This is a genomic window from Arcticibacterium sp. SM2516 (genome assembly GCF_057914865.1).
The window spans coordinates 2,649,414-2,671,891 of record NZ_CP195290.1 but is presented as its reverse complement, the minus strand read 5'-3'; the positions used below and the strand labels follow the sequence as shown (position 1 = coordinate 2,671,891).

Below are 22,478 nucleotides of genomic sequence, written 5' to 3'. Positions count from 1 at the left end.
AAGCCAACAGCTCAAAGCAAAATAAAATGAGCAAAAAAATAAACATAGCAATAGTGGGTCTTGGCTTTGGAGCCGAATTTATTCCAATTTATCAGCGTCACCCGGATGCCAACATGTTCGCAATTTGTCAGAGAAATGTAGAAAAGTTGAATGCCATCGGTGACGCTTTTGGAATAGAAAAAAGATATTCTGACTATGACGAGTTATTAAAAGACCCTGAAATTGACGCAGTACATATCAATTCACCAATTCCTAATCACGCAGAGCAAACATTGAAGGCTTTGTATGCTGGTAAACACGTGGCCTGTACAGTGCCTATGGCTACATCTTTGGAGGATTGTATGAAAATAGTGGATGCTTGTAAAGAAACGGGCAAAAAGTACATGATGATGGAAACCGTGGTTTATGCCCGCGAGTTTCTTTATGTAAAAGAGTTGTATGAAAAAGGAGAATTAGGGAAAGTACAGTTTTTAAAAGCGACCCACCAGCAAGACATGGATGGCTGGCCTGACTACTGGCCAGGTTTGCCGCCTATGCATTATGCGACACACTGTGTTGGTCCTGTTACAGGTTTAATGAAATTAGAAGCAGAGTATGTTTCATGTTTCGGTTCAGGAACCATTAGAAAAGAACTAGCCGATATACATAACTCACCATTTGCGGTAGAGTCGGCTCATATAAAATTTAAAGATTCAGATTTAAGTGCTCATGTGTACCGTTCGCTATTTGACGTGGCTCGCCAGTATAGAGAGAGTTTTGAAGTGTACGGTTCTAAAAAGTCTTTTGAGTGGTCATTGATAGAAGACGAAGAGCATGTGTTGCACACTGCTAAATTGCCAGAACCAGAGATTCCTTCAAAAGTGAGCGTGCCAGATTACGCTCATCTTTTGCCAGAAGAAATTAGAAGCTTCACTACCAAAGGAGTTTATGACGTAGCAGAAAACGAACATCTGAGTTTTGCTCAAGGTGGTGGTCATGGTGGTTCTCACCCGCATTTGGCACATGAATTTGTAATGGCTCTCATAGAAGACAGAGAACCTTTTCCTAATGCGGCACAGTCGGCCAACTGGACGTCTGTAGGTATTTTGGCTCATGAGTCTGCTTTAAAAGGTGGAGAAAAAATGTATCTGCCAGATTTTAACTAAATAACCTTAGAAAGGCAACGAAATATATTATGAAGAAAATTATTGTTTTACTCTTACTGGTTTCAAATATCGTCTTGGCACAAGAAGGCAGACGACTAGAAGTACTATTTTTAGGTGATAATAGTCACCATAAACCCATAGAAAGGATTCCTAGTTTAATGGAAGCTTTAGGGCCTAAAGGGATCAATTTTACTTATACGGATGATGTGAAGGATTTAAATCCGAAAACACTTCAGATGTATGATGCATTGATGATCTATGCCAATATTGACGAGATAGCTCCAGACCAAGAGAAGGCCTTATTGGACTTTGTAGCTTCAGGTAAAGGTTTCTTGCCTATTCACTGTGCATCTTATTGTTTCAGAAATTCTGATAAATACGTGAAGCTAGTGGGTGGTCAGTTTTGGAGGCATACCATGGATTCTGTAAGTACTAAATCCTTACAGCCAAACCATCCTATTATGAAAGGCATAAGTCCTTTTACTGCTTACGATGAAACTTATCTTCACAGTCATTTAGAAGCGGATAATAATGTATTGGCAGAAAGAGAAATTAAAGCAGACCAAGCTAAAGATAAACCAGGTGTGAAAACAGAGCCATATACATGGACAAGAACACATGGCAAAGGAAAAGTTTTCTATACGGCTTATGGTCATGATGAAAGAACTTGGAGTAAAAAAGGCTTTCAAGATTTAATTTATAACGCCATTCTGTGGACGGTTAATGACGAAGCCCTCAAAGCATATCATGCTAGAAACCCAGAGCCTTTTAAGTATAGGGAAGCAGATCTTCCTAATTATGAGCAACGCCCTGGAGTGCAGCTTCAGCAGTTGGCATTAAGTCCAGAGGAGTCCATGAAACACATTCAGGTGCCTGTAGATTTTAACTTAGAATTGTTTGCGGCCGAGCCAAATGTAATGCACCCGATGGCCATGACTTGGGATGAGAAAGGAAGATTGTTTGTCTTAATCACCAAAGATTACCCAAACGAACGAAAGCCAGAAGGCGGAAGCGATTACGTTTTAATGTGTGAAGATACCGATGGCGACGGTAAGGCAGATAAATTTACACGTTTTGCCGAAGGTTTAAGTATACCCACAGGTTTAGTTTTTGCAAATGGTGGTCTGATAGTATCGCAAGCACCAGATATCATTTTTTTGAAAGATACCGACGGAGACGATAAAGCCGACGTAAAGAAAATTATCTATTCTGGTTTTGGCACTTTTGATACACATGCAGGCCCGTCTAACTTACACTATGGTTTTGACAACTGGATATGGGGATGTGTTGGCTATTCTGGTTATGAAGGAAAAACGGCTGATGGCAAAGACTTGAAATTTGGACAAGCCTTTTTTAGGTTCAAAGCGGATGGCTCTGCTTTAGAGTGGATGACCACTACGTCAAACAATACTTGGGGTTTTGCTTTCAATGAAACCAATGATGTTTTTGGCTCTACGGCCAATAATTCTCACGGATGGTATATGGCTATACCGCATAGCTATTTCAATGCCACCAATAGGGTAAATAATGGTAGCCGAAGTACAGATACACATAGGGATATGAAGCCTATTACGGCTAAAGTGAGGCAGGTAGATGCCTTTGGTGGGTTTACAGCGGCTACGGGACATAACTTTTATACCGCAAGGGCCTTTCCTCAAAAATATTGGAACAAAATAGCCTTTGTAACGGAGCCTACTGGTCATATTGTTCACCAAAATAACATGGTGAAAAATGGCACAGACTATAGCGATAAAGAAGCCTTCAACTTAATGGCTGGATCCGACGAATGGTTTTCTCCCGTTTTTGCTTCCACGGGTCCAGATGGTGCCGTTTGGGTAGCAGACTGGTATAGTTACATTATTCAGCATAACCCGAGACCAGATGGCTTTGAAATGGGTGAGGGAAATGCTTATGAGACAGACTTAAGAGACTTTACGCATGGTAGAATTTATAGGGTTTCTTACAAAGGAGCTGATGCTTATACGCCATTAAGTCTATTAAAAGATGATACAGAAGGACTTTTAGCGGCTTTGCAAAGCGATAACATGTTCTGGCGTATGCAGGCTCAGCGATTATTGGTAGAAAAAGGAAATAAAGATGTAGTGCCGCAATTGGTGGAGCTTTTGAAAAGCAATAAAACAGATGAAATAGGTTTAAACACTTCTGCTATTCATGCTTTATGGACGCTAGAGGGTTTGGGTGCTATAAACGCTGGAATTATTGAGATAGGTTTGGCTCATCCAGATGCGGATGTTAGAAAGAATACGTTGAAAGTGATGCCTTTTACAGCGACTTCTGTCAATCAAATTTTGGCTAAAAATCTCCTTTATGATAAAGAGCCTTTAGTAGTATTAAATGCTCTTTTGGTTTTCTCTAAGTCGCCATTAAATGCCAGGGCCGAAAAAGCTTTCTTTATGAAACTAGCTGCATCTAAGGATACGGAGGACAGATGGTTGCCAGATGCTTTTTCAGTAGTATTGACGGCCAATGGAGGTAAGTTAATGAAGGTTCATATGGCTGAGCAGTCAAAAGTTTCTGCTGCCGACAAAACCATGATGAATCATGACCATCACAAAATGATGGAGGCAGCCAAAGAAGAGATGGTTAGAACCAAAGGTTTAGATTTAGTAGTCGCAGGAATTACGCTTACACCGTCAAACCCTTCTGTACAAGAAAAGGTAGGGGTTTCTGTGGAAATCAAAAATCAAGGAGACGTGGATTTAGCCGAGGGTGTATTTGTTCCTTTTGAAATAAAGTTTCAAGGAAACGGAATTTTGAATTCACAAACTAGTAGAAACTATGCTGGAGGTATTAAAGCTGGTGAAACGGTTTCTATCACGGGTAATTTAAATGGACCCTGGAAAGGGAATATTGCTTTTAGTTCGGATATAGCGGGTGAATATTATGTGGTAGTGGAGCTGGATAAATTTAATGAATTGACAGCTGAAGATGGTTCTAATAACTATAAAGCAAAGAAAATGACGGTGAATCCACCTCAGAATATGAATGCTTTTGTGTTGGAAAGGGCCATACGTTCACATACATCAGTTTCTTCTCCTGCGGAGGTTATTCAGCTGATTAAGGATGCTCAGAAATTTGCGGTGTCAGGAAGAAATTCTATCTATAAAGCTATTTCTGAAGGCATAGATTATAGAGCTGAAAATGTGCAGATCTCTGCGGCAGACAGAGCTTATTTAATAGGACTTAAAGATGCCAATAACAGCTACCTCAATAAAGTACTAAAAGCTTGGGAAGTGGTGACTAGAGCAGAAAACGTAAAAGTTGTAACCATCAAGGCCATCAGAGAAGCCATGAAATATGACTTGACGGAGTTTAAAGTGAAAGCAGGTGAAACGGTGGAATTGGTATTTATAAATCCTGATGCCATGCAGCATAACATTGTTATCACGAAGCCAGGAGCCATGGAAAAAGTGGGAACGGCTGCAGATAAAATGATGATGGACGATAAAGGAGCTGAGAAAAACTATGTACCAGAAATGCCAGAAGTTTTGTTCGCAAGTCCATTGGTTAATCCAGACGAAACTTTCAGCTTAACTTTCAAAGTACCCTCGAAACCAGGCAGGTATCCTTATATATGTACGTTTCCGGGTCACTGGAGACTGATGCAAGGGGTGATGATAGTGGAGTAAGATAAACACTATTTACTTAAGTAAAAGCGGCCGACTCAATCATATGAGTCGGTCGCTTTTTATTTGTATGACTCCAAAAGTGAATGTATGAATCATTTGAATGATGAAACCGTCTGCTAAGCCGGTAAAAACGACTTCCTTCTTGATAGGTCTCCAATAACTCAAGGAGCGTTTTACTTCGAGCTTAAGTATAAAAGGAAGGGGAAACAATCTACCATAAACTAGTTGTTACCACTGGTGCTTCAAAGAACCATAAAACCAAACGATGTCCTTAAATGAAATCCGAGTTAATTTATCTGAAGCTGCTTCTTGGGTTTATTCATACCTCTCCCCAATAGTATTTATAGAGCTGGAATAAAAGCGTGGGTTTGTCCCTTTTAGAGGGTAATCGTCATATTGAAATTGCAGTCATTTTTTTGTAAAAAGAAGGTTTGCTTTATCGGGCTATTTTTAAAAATCCGAGTAATGGCTGTCCCCCTTTCACCAAAAGGGTGATATAAAAGCGGCGAAATACTCGAAATGTCACCCTTTAGGGTGATTGACAGGGGTTTGTTTAATGGGGAACTTTGGTGTTCCATCGAATGACCATTGATATGAACACATCACTTCAAAGAAATACCGAGGAAATACCTAAGATTATTAAAGAGATTAAAGTTGATGAAATCAACCGATTTCAGGCATCTTCAAATTATACCATTGTCCTTTTAAAAAATGGTCAGAAACTTCTTTCCGGATATTCCTTAGGAGTGTTTGAGAGAATTTTTAGTCAGCATGTTTTTTTAAGAATTAACCGCACTAACCTAGTTAACAAAGGTTACATCAGCTCCATTATTGAAAGAGACAATTCTCATTATGTCAGACTTCAAAACATCCAGGAAATCCTTATACCAAGAAGAAAAAAGAATACACTTCTGAGAACTATACCATCCATCCTTAAACCATTTTAATTATGAAAAGACTACTACTATTACTGATAGCTTTAACCGCTAATTTCTCGGTTTTGGGGCAAGTTACCAATGGTAATACCTATAATATGGAAGTACATTTCACCCGTGGCTGGGGTGAAGTTGATGATGAAAGTAACGATTCTGAACCAAGCTTTTTAATAAAAGTTCAGGAAGATATTGGTTATGACAAAAACATTCTTCTTAGTCATTCTGATGGAGCGGCAAATAGTGATGCTACCTGCTATTATTATGATATCGACGGAAATGGATATGGACCAGCCGTAGATTATAACTTAGGAACTTTTACTAATTCTACAGGAAGGTTTGATTGGGAAGTTTTTAGCTGGGAGCATGACGGAGGGTATAGATGTAGCTGGGATAGTGGAGATGATGACCGCTCTTGGCAATATAATTACCGAACTGCTTATAGCGGCGTGGAATCAAGTACTTGGAAATCAATTGAAGAACACAACGCTACTAATAATTCTTATAGTACGCTTAAACACGCTTGGAGGTATTCAAATGGTCAATACCTTTCAAGTGCTCTGGATTTCGGAACAATAACCTCTGGTAGTAGGTCTCATACTAACTCTAATAGAAGTGCTCCATCTGGGGCAGCATCCAGTTTAGGATATGGAAACTTGGGATGGGCTTCGGCGTCGTTCGCAAGAAGTGGAAACGACGTTACATATAAGTTTACACTCACAACAGCTAAAACGGTTACTATTTCTACCAATAACGGAACAACTGATTTTGATACCTATATCCATTTGCTCAATTTCTACCCTCCTAATAATTATGGTTATATTGTTAGTCATGATGATGTTGGGGGTGGGAATACAAAATCCACGATCACAAGAGATCTTTGTCCTGGCACTTATGCTGTTGTTGTAGAAGGGTATGATTCCGGAGCAAGTGGTGATTTTAATTTGTCTATTTCAACATCATCTCTAAACGTTAATGCCGGAGCTATCCGTATAGCTAGTTCCAATGGAAGTACAACCACAACACTATGTCCAAATGCTAACCTAAGCTCCATATATAATAACACCTCAGCATCTAGCACATTAGGAGGAGTAACTTATACTTGGGAAAGAAGTAATAATTATGGTTCTTGGTTTTCTATTTCAGGAACTGGTTCTTCCAATACCTCTAGTTCAGCCCTTGGAAATATGGGGACCACAGGTACCATAAGAATTAGGAGGAAAGCTTCCGATTGCGGAAGCTCTGCTTATAGCAATATTTTATCTTTCTATAAAGCCAGTACCTCTGCCACAGGGGGGGCAATAATGGGTTCTAAAATGATTCCATACCCGCATGAGGTCAGTAATGGTTATCTCTTTAATTCTAGTACCGCTTCGGCCAGACCTTCTGCTATATTCTCATGGGAAAAGGATGATGGCGGCGGCTGGCAAACTATAGCAGGAGCTGACGGTCAGTCTATTACTTTGCCTGACTCAATTTCCACAACCACGGAATATCGTAGGAAAGTTAAAAGCTCTTGTACAAACCCAGAAGTGGCTGCATACTCAAACGTGTTGGAGGTAGAAGTAGTAAACCCTAATGGTGTAATAACTGGTCATGTAAAAGACCGAAATGGTGTAAATGGTATTCAAGGAATAACAATTACCGCAAAAAGAACGACTGCAGTAGAAGGGGGACAAGCCAATAAGGAGTATACCGCCATAACAGGTAACGGTGGCTCTTTTAGCATTCCTGGTGTTTATTATGGTAGTAAATCTCCTGGCTCCGGAGCTACTGCTGATTTTGAAGTAACACCCTCAAGGCCAGGACATGGATTTGACCCAGACATGGCTCCAATTACTTTACAGCAAACCTTGCCTCATCCGTCGGACTTAATATTTAAAGACACCACGGGCTACGTGATAGCTGGTACTGTTACGCAGGAGTGTTATGACTGCGATGGTGCAACGCCAAGCAGCCCAAAGATTTACCCTCTTCCTAATGTGAAGATGCTAGAGTCTATGACCGTAGGAGGAACCCCACTTGATAATCAAACTACCACAGGGCTTGATGGGAAGTATGCCACCATCAAAGAGTTTGAAGGAAGCTATTTTATAAAGCCAGAATATGAGACACATCAATTTGAGCTTTATCAGGAGTCTGTGGCAGTAGGAGGAAGTAATGGCGTGGAGGTCAATAATGTTAATTTTAAAGATACCACCACACATGTAATCTCAGGTAATGTAATTATTAACTGTGAAGATTATTATATTGGTCAAGCGAGTTTGACTTTTTCGCAAGTATTACCTGATATTGAAGGGAATCCTGTGTTGCCTACTTTTCAAAAAACAATTATAACTAATTCTAGTTCTGGGTCCTATTCAGTAAGGCTTCCTGCCGCTAAATATAGGGTTTCTGTTAATTCCTTTTCAGGCGTTCCGTCAGGGAAAGATTTGAACGGAGAAGAAATGAAAACATTTTTAAATGCCTACCCTGACTCTATTAGAGTGAGAGATATTACAAATTCAGATACCACTTTAAATTTGTATTTTCATGAGAGACCGCAAATAACCGTAGTTGGTTTAGAAGGGCCGTGTTCGGGGTCGGCACTTGCAGGTTCACAAGATCTGTCTAGTAACCCTATCTTTGAACAAAGTGTACTCCGTACATTTACGGTAAAAGTATGGGAAGGAAACCCTGCCAAGGCATGTCCTGCTCAAGACTCTACACTTATAATGAATACTAATATTCAGATAGACGATGCGAATGAGCAATTAGACACCATGACGGTAAATGGCGAAATAGAATTGACTTTAACAGGAGGTATTCCAAACATTATTCCTCCGCATCATAAAACTTTAGCTTTCGTATTTACAGATATATGGCAACGTACTGCTCCTAATATTGTATTAAAACCAGTAGTGACAGGATTAAAGTCTAATATTGGAAGTTTTGCTACCGTATCTCCTCAGGTTCCACTTCTAATCTTAAGGGACCCACCAGGTGATCAAAGTTTTAGTTCTTGGAGTCAAAATACAACCGTTGAAACCGCTACAAGGTTTTATAATAAAGTAAGTGGAAGTGAAGAGGTGTGGGGTAAAGTAAAAGTAGGCGTGGAAACCCAAAACGGAATTGGGGTTGCGATTAAGTCAAAAGTTTGGGGTGAATTAGGGGGCTCTATAATAGCTTCCGGTAATTACAAAAAAGGGGAGGAAGTAGTGGTCTCCACTACCAACAGTCAGGCCTTTTCTACTTCCAATAGTAATTTTGTTACTGGAGAAAAAGGAGACGTATATATTGGTGCTGCTATGAATTTGAAATATGCAGTGACCAATGAGGTGATTTATTCGCCAGATACTTGCTCTTTTTATTTAAGGAAATTCTTAATGATCTCCACAGAAGGCTTTGAAACAAAATACATTTATAGTGAAAATCATATCGAAAAGACCTTGATTCCCACGCTAAGAGCTTTCAGAGACAACCCGGGTAATACACAAGCCCAAATAGAAAATTACGAAGATCAAATAAGTGTGTGGGAACAAACCATAGAGAATAATAAAGAACTCAAAAGGAAAGCGAAGTTTGTAGAAAACATATCTTTTGATGGGGCAGGAGGTACCATAACATCTAGCACAACAGCGAGATCTAAAAAAACTATTTCAACAGAATTTGACCTTGCAATAGATGCTGGTGTAGCTACGGAGATAGGAGCGGAGATAGGTGGTGCAGGTATAAGTGGTGGTGTAAAGATTAGGGTGAAAATGGAAACAGGAAAGTCAGCTTACAACACTGTTACTCAAAGTACCACCACGGGTTACTCCATAGGAGATCAAAACCCCGGCGATTTCTTTACCATTGACGTCAAGACTGATCCTGTATATAATACGCCCGTTTTTGACTTAATAGCGGGTACAAGTAGTTGCCCTACAGAGCCAGGTACTCAGCCACGGTACGAGGTGTCACTAACAGCACCCAATCCAGTGATTTCTGGAATTCCAGCCAATGCGGAGCAAATGTTTGCACTTAATATTGGCAATACGAGTCAAAGCGAAGAGAACCGAACCTATTGGCTAAGGCATATAAATGGAAGTGGAACTGGAGCCACTATTAAGAATGATGGAAATCCATTTATCATACCTTTCCAATATGACCTTAATTACCTGCAACAGCAAACGGTTAATGTAGGAGTCTCTAGATACGATCAGAATGTTTATGGTTTTGAAAACATTAGATTTGAAGCCATCGATGCCTGTAGAGGAAAAGATACGGCTTTCCCATTGTCCAGAAAGGAAGTAAGTATTTCAGCATTTTTTGCAAATGGTTGCAGCCCAATAACCCTCGCAGCACCAGAAAATGGTTTTGTGGTAAGTCAGGCTAACAATAACCTGCTAGGTCTAACCATGAAAGACTATGTTTATGCCAATCTTGATGAGATAGTGGTGGAATATGCCGCGGTAGGAACTAGTAATTGGGTGGAGGCTATTACCATTCCAAAGGCTCAAATTCAGAATAGTAGTTTTGGAACCTCAATGAATTTAAGTGTTGAGAATATTTCCGATGGCGAGTACAGCTTTAGATTAAAATTAAAGTGTGGTTTAGATGTGGTTTACTCACAAAGAGTAAGTGGAGTTATAGACAGAAAGGGGCCAGAGGCTTTTGGACTTCCTCAGCCAGCAGATGATGTTTACTCGCTTGGTGATGAAATTTCACAGAGTTTCAATGAAGCTCTAGTATGTGGTTCTTTTAACGCTAGTAACTTTACCATGACTAGGCTGTCAAACAGTGCTTCTATTCCGGCTATTCTGGGATGTTTTAACAACAAAATAATTTTAACACCCACGGTAGATATTCTTCAATATTTAGGAGATAGTATTAAGGTTGACCTTGTTAATATTTCAGATAAATATGGAAACCCTGCCACTACCAATTATTCATGGAAGTTTAATGTTGGTAGCCCAGAGGTGGATTCTACAGTGTCTTATTATGCTCAGCTCAATCCTTCCGCTTCTGGCTTTAGTACATCATCTTCTATCTCAAGTGTACCGAATTCTTTGAATGAGGATGATGCAGGTACACTAAATGTAGACTTTACGGTCTCCCAAGCTGCTAGTGACAGTATTTTGGTTTATTTTATAGTGGCTGGTACCGCAACATATGGTATAGACTACACCGTCTCTGGTGCACAAAATTTTAATGGTAATGAAGGCTCTATTTATATACCCAAAGGGTCATTGCTTGCTCAGTTGCATATCGACCCCACGGCAGATTCAGATTTAGAGTCTGATGAAAGTATTATTCTTGGAATATTAAGTGGTGGAGACTATAATATAGGTGGAAGTAATAAGGCAACCTTTACCATATTAAATGACGACAGCGATGATTGTGAAAATGGAGGTGCTCCGTTCCTTGTGACGAATAATAATCCAGGAAATTCGGCGATATCTACTGGTGAATACCATAAATCATATTTAGAGTCAGATGGTTTAATTCAATCTCCTACCACTGTGATTTTTAAAGGAGAACATTCGGTAACACTTAAGCCAGGGTTTGAGGTACAAAATGGCTCTGTTTTCTTAGCTATTCAGGAAGATTGTCCTAACCAAACTACGGGCGGTTCGTCAGGTGGAGGTAAGGGAGCTAGATTAGCGGCAGCTAATACTTCCACGGCAAAAGAGCTTGCTACCTACACCCTAGAAAATAAGGGTAGCTTAGACGAAAGTAAGGGAATTGTCCAAAAGATAGATAAAGATGGAAAAATCCTTATTCCTTTTGCAAGTGCCTTTGAACAACAGTTCGAAATAGCATTACTAACTTCTGTTGCTTCTAAGGAGGGAGAATTTAATTCTGACATCATTTATGAAAGTGGCGTGAACACTTTCAGCTTAGACACTAATGAGCTGGAAGCTGGAACCTATTTCCTTAAATTCAAAGGACTAAAAGATAAAAAAGAAAGCTTTCATAAGTTGGTGGTTTCAGGTAATCAGTAGGGATTAATTCAGAAACTAAAGAGGCTGTCTCCATTACGGAGGTGGCCTCTTATACGGTTATAAGTGAAATTACAAAAGTTCCAAGACTGTCCATAAGCAGCCCTTTATTGTAATATATGCATGACAAAGTAAAGGTGGCTGGGAAGACAGGAAATAGAGCATTTATCCCGATTTATCATCTATTCCGTGGTTAAATTGCTCAAAATCAGTTCGTAAACTCATTACGATTCTCTATTGGGTAAACCGGGTTTAATCCTCTTGGATGCGTCTTGATATAATTTTGGCAAACTTTCGAGTGGATTCTTTTCCTGAGCTATCTTTTACCGAAATTTGGTAGGCGTAAGTTTCTCCCTCTTTTACATCTTTATCCCAAAATCTACTTTTTTCTACATCCACTTCTGCCACCTTCTGGAATTCTTGTTCTGATGCCGTATTCGCCAACATTTTATAAATGACTACCTTATCTATAGCTGGTTTTTTTGGCCAAAGCCAGTTGATTTCTATACCTGGAGGTATGTTTTTATAAGATACACGAGACAAGTGGTTGTCCTCTTCATGGAAAGCGTTTAAACCCTCAATAATTTGACTTACGGATACTGGGCTTTCTTTTTCATTTATTCCCATGGCTGAAATAGCGTATTCATAAGCTAATTCTGGAATAGCGGCCTCGTCTAAATATTCTGGAACATTAATAAGGGAGTCTATCACGAAAAAAGGCTCTAAGGCACTGGCACGTCGGTAAATATTATACGACGAAATAAAGTTGGAGGACATTTCCCGCGTTTCCCAAGTTAGTTTGTTTCCAGACGCCCATCGTTTTACATTAAGACCAATGGGTTTCTCTATCTCCGTCTCAAATTTTGGCTTAATGGAAGCAATAGTGGAGAGCTGGCTTAATTTCATGTTATAGCTCATACTTTTTATACCGTAATACCTGGTTTGATGCTGGAAATCTCCATTTAATGTGCTATCTATTAAGTAAGTACTGTCTCTGGATGACCCTACGGTTTCAAATGTCTCGGCATCCGGAGTAAGGGAAGAATACACAAAATAATTCATCAAATTAGTCTCATCTACGGGCTCCCAATCAATTCTTATATAAGGACCTACATAACTCAGCGTGAGCTTTTCAGGAGGTAGTATTCTTTCGCTCGTTGTATGACTACCAGCGGCTTTAACCGATGGGAAATCTTTATAAATAAGGTTATTTATAGGTGAAGAAATCACCTGCAAATCATAATTATAAGATTGGCCATTTTCTACGTCATAATCCAAGTAATAGTTTTGATTTAGAGGAATGGTATCTAAAATAGCATAAATTCTATTGCCTATTTCGCGTGAAAGTAAATAGCCGCTCACATAAGAATGCTCTGTTACAGGTTCCCATGTCAAGTAAATGGCATTTGTGCTGTCTTTGGCGGTGAAGTTTTTGGGGTAAGGGAGCCTTCCCTTGGTAAATGCTGCAATGGTAGCCGTATCTGAGGGAGTTCCTCTATTGCCCAGAAGATCTACGGGCACGGCAAACACATCCCAAACTTCCATAGGGTTTACTCTGTGAAATATGCTGGCTTTAACGGTATCCGCAGCATAAAACATTCTTTTGGTATAAAGCTTCTCAAACTTTTTATCAAATGTCTTTTTGCCATAAAAATCTACTTCGAAAGCCATTTTGTTTTCAATTCCTGTTTGTAACCATCCTCCAGTAATCAAAGAATCAAGAGAGGATATTGACATTTGATTGAAACGAAGTTTAACCTTATCAAGCATTTTGTTTGAGGCTCCAAAAGTAGTACTCCCTGTCACAATTGACTCCCCCGTATCATTCCATTTTACGCGGTAGGTGTATTTGTTTCCTTCTTCAACGTCAAGGTCTACATAAGCATGTCCCATGGCTCTCAGCTGCTTTACAGGCTGGAGAAATAGAAACGAAAAGGGGCTATTAGAAGATTGATAGGCTTTTATGATTTCTGCTTCTGATTGGAAACTATAATTGACTTTATCTTCCAAAATAGCCTGAATAGTTCCTTCACCAAAAATGGCTTCTAGTTCTGTAGAAGACTGAATAGGTTTTAACGTATCAATGACCACAAAGGCACCATCATTTACACTTCGTTCAATTAAGAAAAAACGACCATTCTGATAGGGTTCAGGAAAGAGACCATTGTGCTCCATCATATATTTTTCATCTACCAAGAAGATATAATTACCGTCGGCACCAGAGCAAATTCTATCTTCCACGAAATTGCCAATAAACTGGGCATGAGTCTTTTCTGAGAATAGACTTAATGCGAGCAATAGGAGTATGTATATTCTTTTCATTACCATTCTATTGGACAAGTTGTTGATTGGAAATCGTCGGCTTCTTCGGTGGCCATTACCCATTTTCCATTTTCATAGCCAGCTTTGTCGGGGTCGGTGTAAAAATAGAAATAGATACATGGTCGCCAGTAAAATAAACCTACAGAATTGCAGTCTGCATCATCTCCTCCTGCTCCAATGATTTCGTCAAAAGCAAAAAGTTGGAATAGGAATCGCCATTTCCATTTTTCTTTAGAAGCAATGTCTGAAGTGTATCCTGCTCCGCAAATTTTAGCAATTTGGACGGTGTATTCAAAAAGTATCATGTCTATAGGAGCCCTAGATTTTACACCTAAGTCAATAACAGGTGAGCCACTGAATCTTAGCTCAAACTGACCATCATTGAAGCTTTTTAATAGGCCCAATTGAAGTTCAATCCCAATTCCGGCACGAGCAGATCCAGATACAAAATCATTACTAAATTCTTTGGCAACGCCCAATAGAACAGCGGCTTTGATTCCAAAGTATAATCCTGAGAATAGGCCATCTCCGTCTTTAAATGAATCTGGTATGGCGTCAAAGAAGGCTGTTCTTTGTTGAATAGATTGTTCCGCAATATCGTTAAATGAAGAACCCATAAACTGAACAACTTTAGAAGCTGTTTCTGAAAGCGTTTGTCCACCGGCAGTGGTGGCGTCTGCTAGTTTTTCGGAATCTGTTTCCGCGTTTACACCAATGGCAATTTTTGCTGATAATTTGAGATAAACAATGGCATGAACTGGCCAATCTCCTTCCGCGGCACCCATGATGAAAAAGTTGGTTTTATCGTTTTTAGAACCAACGTCTAATTGGAAATTGGCTGTAAAGTCTATAAACGGTCCTACTGTAGCTCTACTAAATGAGGGTATTCCAAGAAAGAAACGCCAACTTTTTTCTGCAGGGTCATTACTAATAAGGAAGGCGGCATCGAGGAGGTATTGTCCTTTTAAAGCCACTCCGGAAGCTCCAGTAAGCGTAAAAGCACCTGGCTTGCTGGCTATAAAAGCTACAGTAACCTCGGCGTCACTAAGGCTTACATCATGGTTTTTAGGCTCATAACCAGAGCGGCCAGAACTTGCAAAAAATAACTCATCAAAACCTATATAAATTGGGTTATGGCTGTTTCCTTTCTTCCATTTTTGTTTAATAGCGGCATCAGTAGTGGCCTTATCTGCCGTTTGAGTTGCTGTCGAATCTTTTAGGTATTGCACTATCTCTGCAGGAAAAGTTTGCTCTTTCCCTATACCAATAGATGTGGCCAATTGTAAAAAAGTGGCATCAGTGGCCTTGTCGTATAAGAAACCAGCTTTCAAACTATACATTTTGAAACTAGGTGCCCCTATTCCGCCTTCTGAAGCTACGGCTAAACTTCCACCCCATATGATATCTCCGTTTACATTCACATAGCCTCCTGAACCAGATATTTCTGCCCCAACAATCTCCAAATTGCCATTAACAGATAGGAAAAGACCGTTTACCTTATTGGTAGAGTCAAAAAACAACATGCCGCCAACTTCCAGACTTATGACTGTTGGTAGCCTTAAACTACCAGAGGCGGAGGCCGTTTCTCTATTAAAAGTATTGGCACTTTCATCCCATTTTGCCACTACTTCCATATCAAAAGTCGAAATTAGAGGAATAGCGGCTCCGTAAACGATATTTATTTCACCATCATTTAGATTGGCCTCAGGTAATGAAGTAAGACCATCTTCCATTAACTTATCTTCTATATTGACGTCTGTGGAGCTTCCAGCAAATTGTTTGGGCCTGAGTACCGTATAACCCCAAAAGTTATTGGATTTCCAACTTTCCAATTTCATAGCCCAAACGGAATCGGCATCACTGTATTTCCATGAAAGCATAAAATCATGAGGGTCAATAGAAATTTCGGCAAGTCCTTCTAGTGTAAGACTGCCTTCGGTATCGGCTAGAAGCATATTTAGTTTGGGAATGTAGCTGTTACCTGTGTTGTTGGCGAAAAAATTATCTTCTCCAAAAATCTGTTCAATGTACCCTAAGCCGTCCGTATTTGTACCGGCAGAAGCCGTTATCTTAATTCTAGAACCAGGTCCCATGGCTGGTTGGGGAATTTTGAACATCTCAACTTCATTTAATACCGCGGCTGTTTGTACTACTTCTTTTTGATTTTTATAGTCTGAATAAGAGATGCCATTGGCGTTATAAGAGATCTCTTTTAGACTCTCGCTATTGGCTTTGATTTTATTGCCATCGTTATTCGTAAAATAGACTATTTCTACGCCATCGCTTTCTACATAGACTTCTTCAATTTGGGCTTGTACCACATCAGCTCCCATGGAGAGTTTTCTGGGCGACCTAGAATAATCGATTAGCACACCTGAAATAGACTCGTTTGCGAGGCGTAGCTTGTCAATATTCAAAAGAGAAATATGGATGTTAGGAATACTCATGAGGGGCATCACCACCATATTGTGTAATTCGGTTGTTATCGGACTTAAAGTCAAAGCTTCAAAAATCAAATTACCGTTTTGAAATACATTTTTATTGGCATTACTCTTTTGAAACATTTTTTCAAGCTGCTTGTTGTCTGATTTTATAGTCTCATAATATCCGAACAATTCTTGAAGTGCAGCTGCTGAAGATGTATTGCTTTTTTTAGAGATAAATTTAAGTTGTGAAATGGGTATGTCACCATTACTGTAAGCAATAGGATATGGCATGTTTTCAAAATTATTTATGCCGAGATCTTTATTGTAGGTAATTCCTTTTTCCTCATCCTTATTTTTATAGCCGATGTTAGACTGGGAAAACTTGGTTAAATCTGCTTTTTGATAAACACTGAGAATGTCAGAAGAAAGCTTACTTTTTTCCAAACTGAATGATTTGGTGTAAATCATCCCTATTTTATGATCGTTTTCCTTTACAGGTCTTAGGTAAATTGCGGCGTCGGCTTTTACATCCAGTTTATTTGCGAAAAGCATTTCTCCTGATTTGTGAACTAAGCTGACTATTGGTGAGGTGAATTTGAAGGTAGGAATAGACACACCCTTACCCTCTATTTTTAAATTGACGTCGGCAAATTCAAATGTATTACCCTGTCTGTCCGCTATTGTCCCTGATACGGGAATATTAGCGACAATGTCTGGGTAAGTTGCTAATATTTGCCCCAACATAGATTCAGAATCAAATTGCGTGATTTCAGTAATATTAAAGCCATACAAAGACACTAACTGTGGGGCTTTGGAATTTATAGTAGAGTCCGTTTGAGCCCCAATTTTTATATAGATATCTCTGGTGTAGGTTAGACCATAACTTTCTGCAGTGGCCATGTGCACTATTCTATCGTAGTAGCCATCTTTTGTGGCTTCAATGGTTAGAAAGTTTTCATCTTCTGAGGGCTGGAATTTTACAGAATAGTATCCATTTTCATCTGTGGTTGTTGTCGTTTGTGTTCCTAAGAAGTCCACTTGAATGTTGACATTGGCCAAAATGCCGGAAGTGCCATATTTATAAACAATCCCACTTATTTTGCCTCCAGACTCTAATTCAATCGTAATGGTTTGTGTGCTTGCTTGACCGTTTTTAAGTGGCGGGAATTCGAATGGGATATCTACATTTCCATATTTTTGCCCTTGTGCATCAACAGAGGTACTGCTTGGCATAATGTTGAAGACTTTGTTTCCACGGCCAATATGGCTGTCTAGCATCAACAGACCTTCCGTATTGGTCTGGCCAATGACATCCAAACGATTTTCATTAATAACCACATCTTTGATGGGCTGCTGCGTTTCTTTATCTATGACCTTGAAAGTTAGCTGAAAAGCCTTTGGTTTAGCGTCATCAAAGCTTCTATAAATACTTGCTCCTGCGTAAAAGGCATCTTGATTTTTTGATTGTAGAAACTGAGAGCCGACTAAATGAGAATAATAACCCAGTTTATAGTTATTTGGTTTTGCATCGGTTGGGAGGTTTTCGGCTAAACTTGTGAAATCTTCTTCTATATATTGTTTGACCAATGACCTATCAATGTCTGTCCTGTTGTTCTTTATTTGACTGGAAATGGGTAGGCTAATAGTGGCATTGTCATAACCTGGTCTTCTGATTTGTAAGTTGGCGGTGGAGTTTTCAGGAGCTAAGAAGTGAAGCCAACCGTTGCCGTCTGTGGTAAAACTATAAGCGGCATATTCTACTAAGGTGTTCTTCAAAGGTTCGTTTTCTTCATTCAATAATTGAACCATAACGGCGGTGAGATATCGCTGTTTAATGAGGAAATCTTTTCTGGTTCCTAAGTTGCTTTTATCCAGTTTGAGGTTGACCGTTTCTACAAGGTTATTCTTAAAATAAACTTCAATTTGATAGGTCAAATCTGCCGTAGCGGCGGAGGTTGATAGATTAAAACGATAAGAATTGTCATTTCCCGTAAGCAAAGTACTTATTGTGCCATTTGGAGATGTTAAGACCAGCTTGACAGACTCTCCTTCATTCAGGCTATTTTCATAAGAAATGTTACCATGAATGTATGGTTTGCCTTTTTTCTGACTTATGGGAACTGTGATTTCGTAAACGCCATTTTCCGTGTCTAGTTGAGCAAATTGAAGCTTGTCGAGATAAGGAGAAGGACCTTCTATTTTTAGTAGATACTCTTGTTTGAATTTACTGGCAGCGTAAAACATACCATTGGCAAATTCCCCTGGTTTTAACTCCGCTACTTGGAAATAGTCTTCATTATTGATCCTTTCAACATTATAGCTGCCCGATTTAAAGTTCTCATATTTGGCATAAGGGGCAGTCTCTAGACTAGAAACTCGTCTATAAACTTTTACCAGATGGTCTCGAGGATTTGAAGATTGAAATCCTCTTTCAGATAGTTCTGTGGTGAATCTAAATGTTTTGGCTGGAATTACCCATTCGCCAATGTCCAATGAGTTTTCAAAACTATTGGAATTTATTTCTTTTTTAAAGGTGCCAAAAACCTCATGTTTTACGCTTAAATATATTTTGTCGGGTAACAAACCTCCACGGAGGGCTTCGGCAGGGAAACTGACATTAAAGCCACCTAAACTACCTGCAGCAATTGTTTTTAATAAAACTTGACAGCTTTCATCCGCAAAGACTTCTATTTTTGCTTCTGCCAATGGGTATTTTAGATTGGATACCTCCTGATTATTATGAATGAATTTTTTGGTGGTTTTTGTTTTTCCAGAAGAGTTCAGTCTATTCCATTCTTCCTGAGCCGTGCCGCTGATAGCTCCCTGTGCTAGCTCTTCTTCTAAAAAGGCCCAAGAGACATTTCCAGAGATACTCTTTTCTTCCAAAAGAAGTTTTACTTCTTCTCTATCTTCATATTTCAAATAGGCTTGCTGACTCACTATGGAATCTCTGTCTACATCAAATGCGACTATTTTGAATAAATAAGAGCTGTCCCAATGTAAATGAGGAATATAAGCGGCGTAGCTATTTTCACCACCCTGAAGACTATAATTTTCAGGGCTGTCATATTTAAACTCTTTCCAATCCTTTTTAATGTTGGTGGCATAAAGAATCTTGAAGTCGGTATGGTTTGGATAGCCACTCCATGACAAATATGCCTGGGTAGAATCCAACCATAGGGGTTTTAAATCAAAAGGGGGTTTTATAGTGTCTTTATAATGAAAGATGGGGCCATAAGCTGTTTCATAAAATGGACTCCCTTTGGCGGCTATTTGGAAGTCGTATGAGCCTTCTGGTAGTAGATATAGGATATCGTCATGGATATTTACGCCAGATTTAGAGCTAACTTTTGGAATTTCTTTTGAAGACCAATCTGCCCCTTTTTCCCTATAGAACAGTTCATAACTTTCGTCATTATCATGCCCTTCCCAGTTTATATTAAAGTCATATCGTCCACTTCTTTCTACTTTTTCATTTAAGGGTGGCAAAAGTTGATGGTCATATTTAAACCACTGGATCTCACTAAAACCGTTATTCCTAAAAATACCAATTTCTTCCAAGCCTTGTTTGGCGATAGCCCGTACACGATAAGCATAAATTCTTCCAGGAATTAGAGGTGGTAGTGCGTAATTATAGTTTAGTGTTGTTTGCCTGGTTTTAGTGCTATAAATAGGTGGTTGAGATAAGAACAGATTTTGATAGTTTCCAAGATAGTCGCTAGGGCTGTTTATTTCTGTAATAGTGAATTCGTATTCCACATCTGTTACGTTTTTATGTCTCGGAATCCATTGGAAATTTATGTTTTGGGGAGAAAGAGGCTGTTGTAAAACATCGTTTTCTGGTACCGCAAAAATTGGAGGTTCGTTAACGGTCATCCAGATTGGATTGCCGTATTGGACACCAGAAAGAGCTCTGCCTGTATTAGCGTCAATTACCTCAATGCCAAATTGATATGTTCCTTCTTCTAAGGAGTTGGCATATTGTTGTGGGGAAATGAGGAGGTTATGATTCTGAAAATAATTAGCGATTTGATTATTTGGAATATGATACGTTTGTCCACTAGACAATTCTATGGTTTGTTCATTTTGAACAACTGGCGTACTCTGAATAATGATACCAGGGCCTTGAATCCATAGCCGTAGTTTTATTTGTCTTGTGGGTAAACTGTTATCTCTAACTTCCAGCTGCACACTAAAGTTGTTTTGAGCAGGGCTAGCGTATTCGTTTAAATATATAGGATAAGGAGCGGTTTGAGTTATTCTCGCCACTACGGGGTATCTAAAGTCTTGAGCTTCAAGGTTAATAAACATTGAAACTAGCAGAAAAATTAAGAATGTTATTTTAGTGGTTTTCATGGCTAGAAGCTGATGTTATATCCTAGGTTAGCGTTGGTGTAATTTGATCCAATTCCGTTTGCAACTAAACCAATATTCATAGAAATCTTTTGCCTTGGTAAAGGGCTGTAATTTGCCAATAGGAAGACATTATATGCGGTTAGCTGCTCCGAGTTGAAATTTGAAAAAAGGAGAATGGAGCTAATGCTGCTGGTCAATTTCTTATTGAAAAAAGACTTTTGAAGGCTCAGAGAAGGCCCTAATCCTTTATTATCTCCTAAATGATATTTGTTTTGATTAAACGAGAAGCCCGTATTTATTCCGAAATCTTTACTTATCAGGTTTAAATTGTACCATAAGGCGGCATTGATAATATCCGATTGGGTTTCCTCTCTTATGATAGGGCCATTACTCCCTTCGGCTTTCATGTGGGACAGGTTTAGTCTCAGGGCAGAAGATTTTGTTTCTGAACTGGTCAAAGTTTGATTTATACCGAAATTAAAGTTTCTTGAAATCTGTGAATAATCTAGACTGTCAATAGGTTGTCCTGGAATTCTGGTGATTTCTTGATAAGAATCTTTTACAAACATGAAGGATTTGAAGTTGGTGAAACTTAAATTCATCTGCAGTTTTTCAGTAGGACTAATAGTGGAATTTACGGACGCTACCCAACGGTTTTGGCTTGTACTCTTCGTGTTTTCTAAGTCATCTTTTTGGGTTCCTAGCCGGGCAAATAGTGCCACTTTCTTTTTCCAAAAATTGGTTGACAAATGAAAACTATAACTCTCAAGGTCATTGACGAAATAGTAACCTCCTAAAGTTTTGTAACCGGGGTCTACCTTTTCATAGCCCACACCTATGAGTGAGGCAGATTTGCCGAGATGAAAGTTTACTTGGGTCTTAAAGGCATTTAAAGATTTGGAAGTACTGTTTTCATTAACAAATAGGGCTGCAGCGGATTTGATTTTCAATGCTGTTGGGTTTTCGTTGGCATTTGAGGTCAACAAACTATTGGCCATTTCACCTTTCCATTCTAAGAAGGGAAGGGGTTTTATAAGCCAGTCTAAAGCCAACACCAGATTCTCGGAAGGTGTAATGGTTTGACCATAGAATATTTGATTTTCCGCAGGGATTGAATTCTTGTTATCGGAAGCATAAAAGGCAGTGGCACCTAATTTTAGTTGCCGACCAAACCTATAGCTAACTTTAGTTCCAGCTCCCAATCTACCAAAAGTAGGGCCAGCTACGGAGTCCATAGGGCTCGCTTTTACCATTCTGCCATACATGATTTTAACGTCCCAATTCTCAGGTTTTAGTTCAAAACCTGCACCCAGAAATTGATGTCCATTTAGGGTATAAGGGGAGAAATTGAAATTGCCAGTTCCTAGCATTGCCGATGCCCATTTGTAGCTAGGTCTGATGCTCAATTGGTTAAAGTTATAGGCTTGACTGAAGTTAAACTTCCTATCAGAATAGCTAAAACTCACTGGAATGTTAAACTTATTGATTCCAAGGTTCAGGTTGCCAGAGGCAAATAGGTTAAGCTTGTTGTCAAGAAAATACGAATTATAATTGGTGGTCAAATTTAATCCGCCATTAAGCTTCATTAATGGGGCCTTTCTAATGGCTCTGTCGTCATTTAAGTTTTGAGCAGAGAGTTGAAATCCACTAAAAAGAATACAATACAAAAGGAACCTTTTCATTT

The 22,478-nt window shown here is 39.2% G+C and carries 7 protein-coding genes; 4 read left to right on the top strand and 3 right to left on the bottom strand.

Annotated elements, in window-relative coordinates; genetic code table 11:
- The first annotated feature begins 26 nt into the window (after window positions 1-26).
- The 4 genes from ACSBFT_RS11040 (at window position 27) to ACSBFT_RS11025 (ending at window position 11,693) form a co-directional block, all read left to right on the top strand.
- Complete coding sequence (locus ACSBFT_RS11040) at window positions 27-1,145, top strand: Gfo/Idh/MocA family protein (RefSeq protein ID WP_489604668.1); 1,119 nt, start codon at window positions 27-29, stop codon at window positions 1,143-1,145.
- A gap of 29 nt (window positions 1,146-1,174) precedes the next feature.
- Window positions 1,175-4,795, top strand: a complete 3,621-nt coding sequence (locus ACSBFT_RS11035; RefSeq protein WP_489604667.1) for a PVC-type heme-binding CxxCH protein — start codon at window positions 1,175-1,177, stop codon at window positions 4,793-4,795.
- A gap of 593 nt (window positions 4,796-5,388) precedes the next feature.
- Complete coding sequence (locus tag ACSBFT_RS11030; protein ID WP_463045859.1) at window positions 5,389-5,742, top strand: LytTR family transcriptional regulator DNA-binding domain-containing protein; 354 nt, start codon at window positions 5,389-5,391, stop codon at window positions 5,740-5,742.
- Between the two features lie 2 nt (window positions 5,743-5,744).
- A complete protein-coding gene (locus tag ACSBFT_RS11025) occupies window positions 5,745-11,693 on the top strand; it encodes a 3-coathanger stack domain-containing protein (protein WP_489604666.1) in 5,949 nt (1,982 codons plus the stop codon).
- Between the two features lie 249 nt (window positions 11,694-11,942).
- Here the strand turns inward: ACSBFT_RS11025 and ACSBFT_RS11020 are convergent, their stop codons facing one another.
- The 3 genes from ACSBFT_RS11020 to ACSBFT_RS11010 are packed head-to-tail and all read right to left on the bottom strand — an operon-like array spanning window position 11,943 to window position 22,476.
- On the bottom strand, window positions 11,943-14,012 hold the full coding sequence (locus ACSBFT_RS11020) for a fibronectin type III domain-containing protein (RefSeq protein ID WP_489604665.1): 2,070 nt from the start codon (window positions 14,010-14,012) through the stop codon (window positions 11,943-11,945).
- Window positions 14,012-20,794 carry a fibronectin type III domain-containing protein gene (locus ACSBFT_RS11015; protein WP_489604664.1) on the bottom strand — a complete coding sequence of 2,261 codons (6,783 nt, stop codon included), beginning with the start codon at window positions 20,792-20,794 and terminating at the stop codon, window positions 14,012-14,014. The genes ACSBFT_RS11020 and ACSBFT_RS11015 overlap by 1 nt, the downstream gene beginning before the upstream one ends.
- Window positions 20,795-20,796: 2 nt before the next feature.
- Window positions 20,797-22,476, bottom strand: coding sequence for a hypothetical protein (locus ACSBFT_RS11010; RefSeq protein ID WP_489604663.1), 1,680 nt, complete (start codon window positions 22,474-22,476; stop codon window positions 20,797-20,799).
- Between the last annotated feature and the right edge of the window lie 2 nt (window positions 22,477-22,478).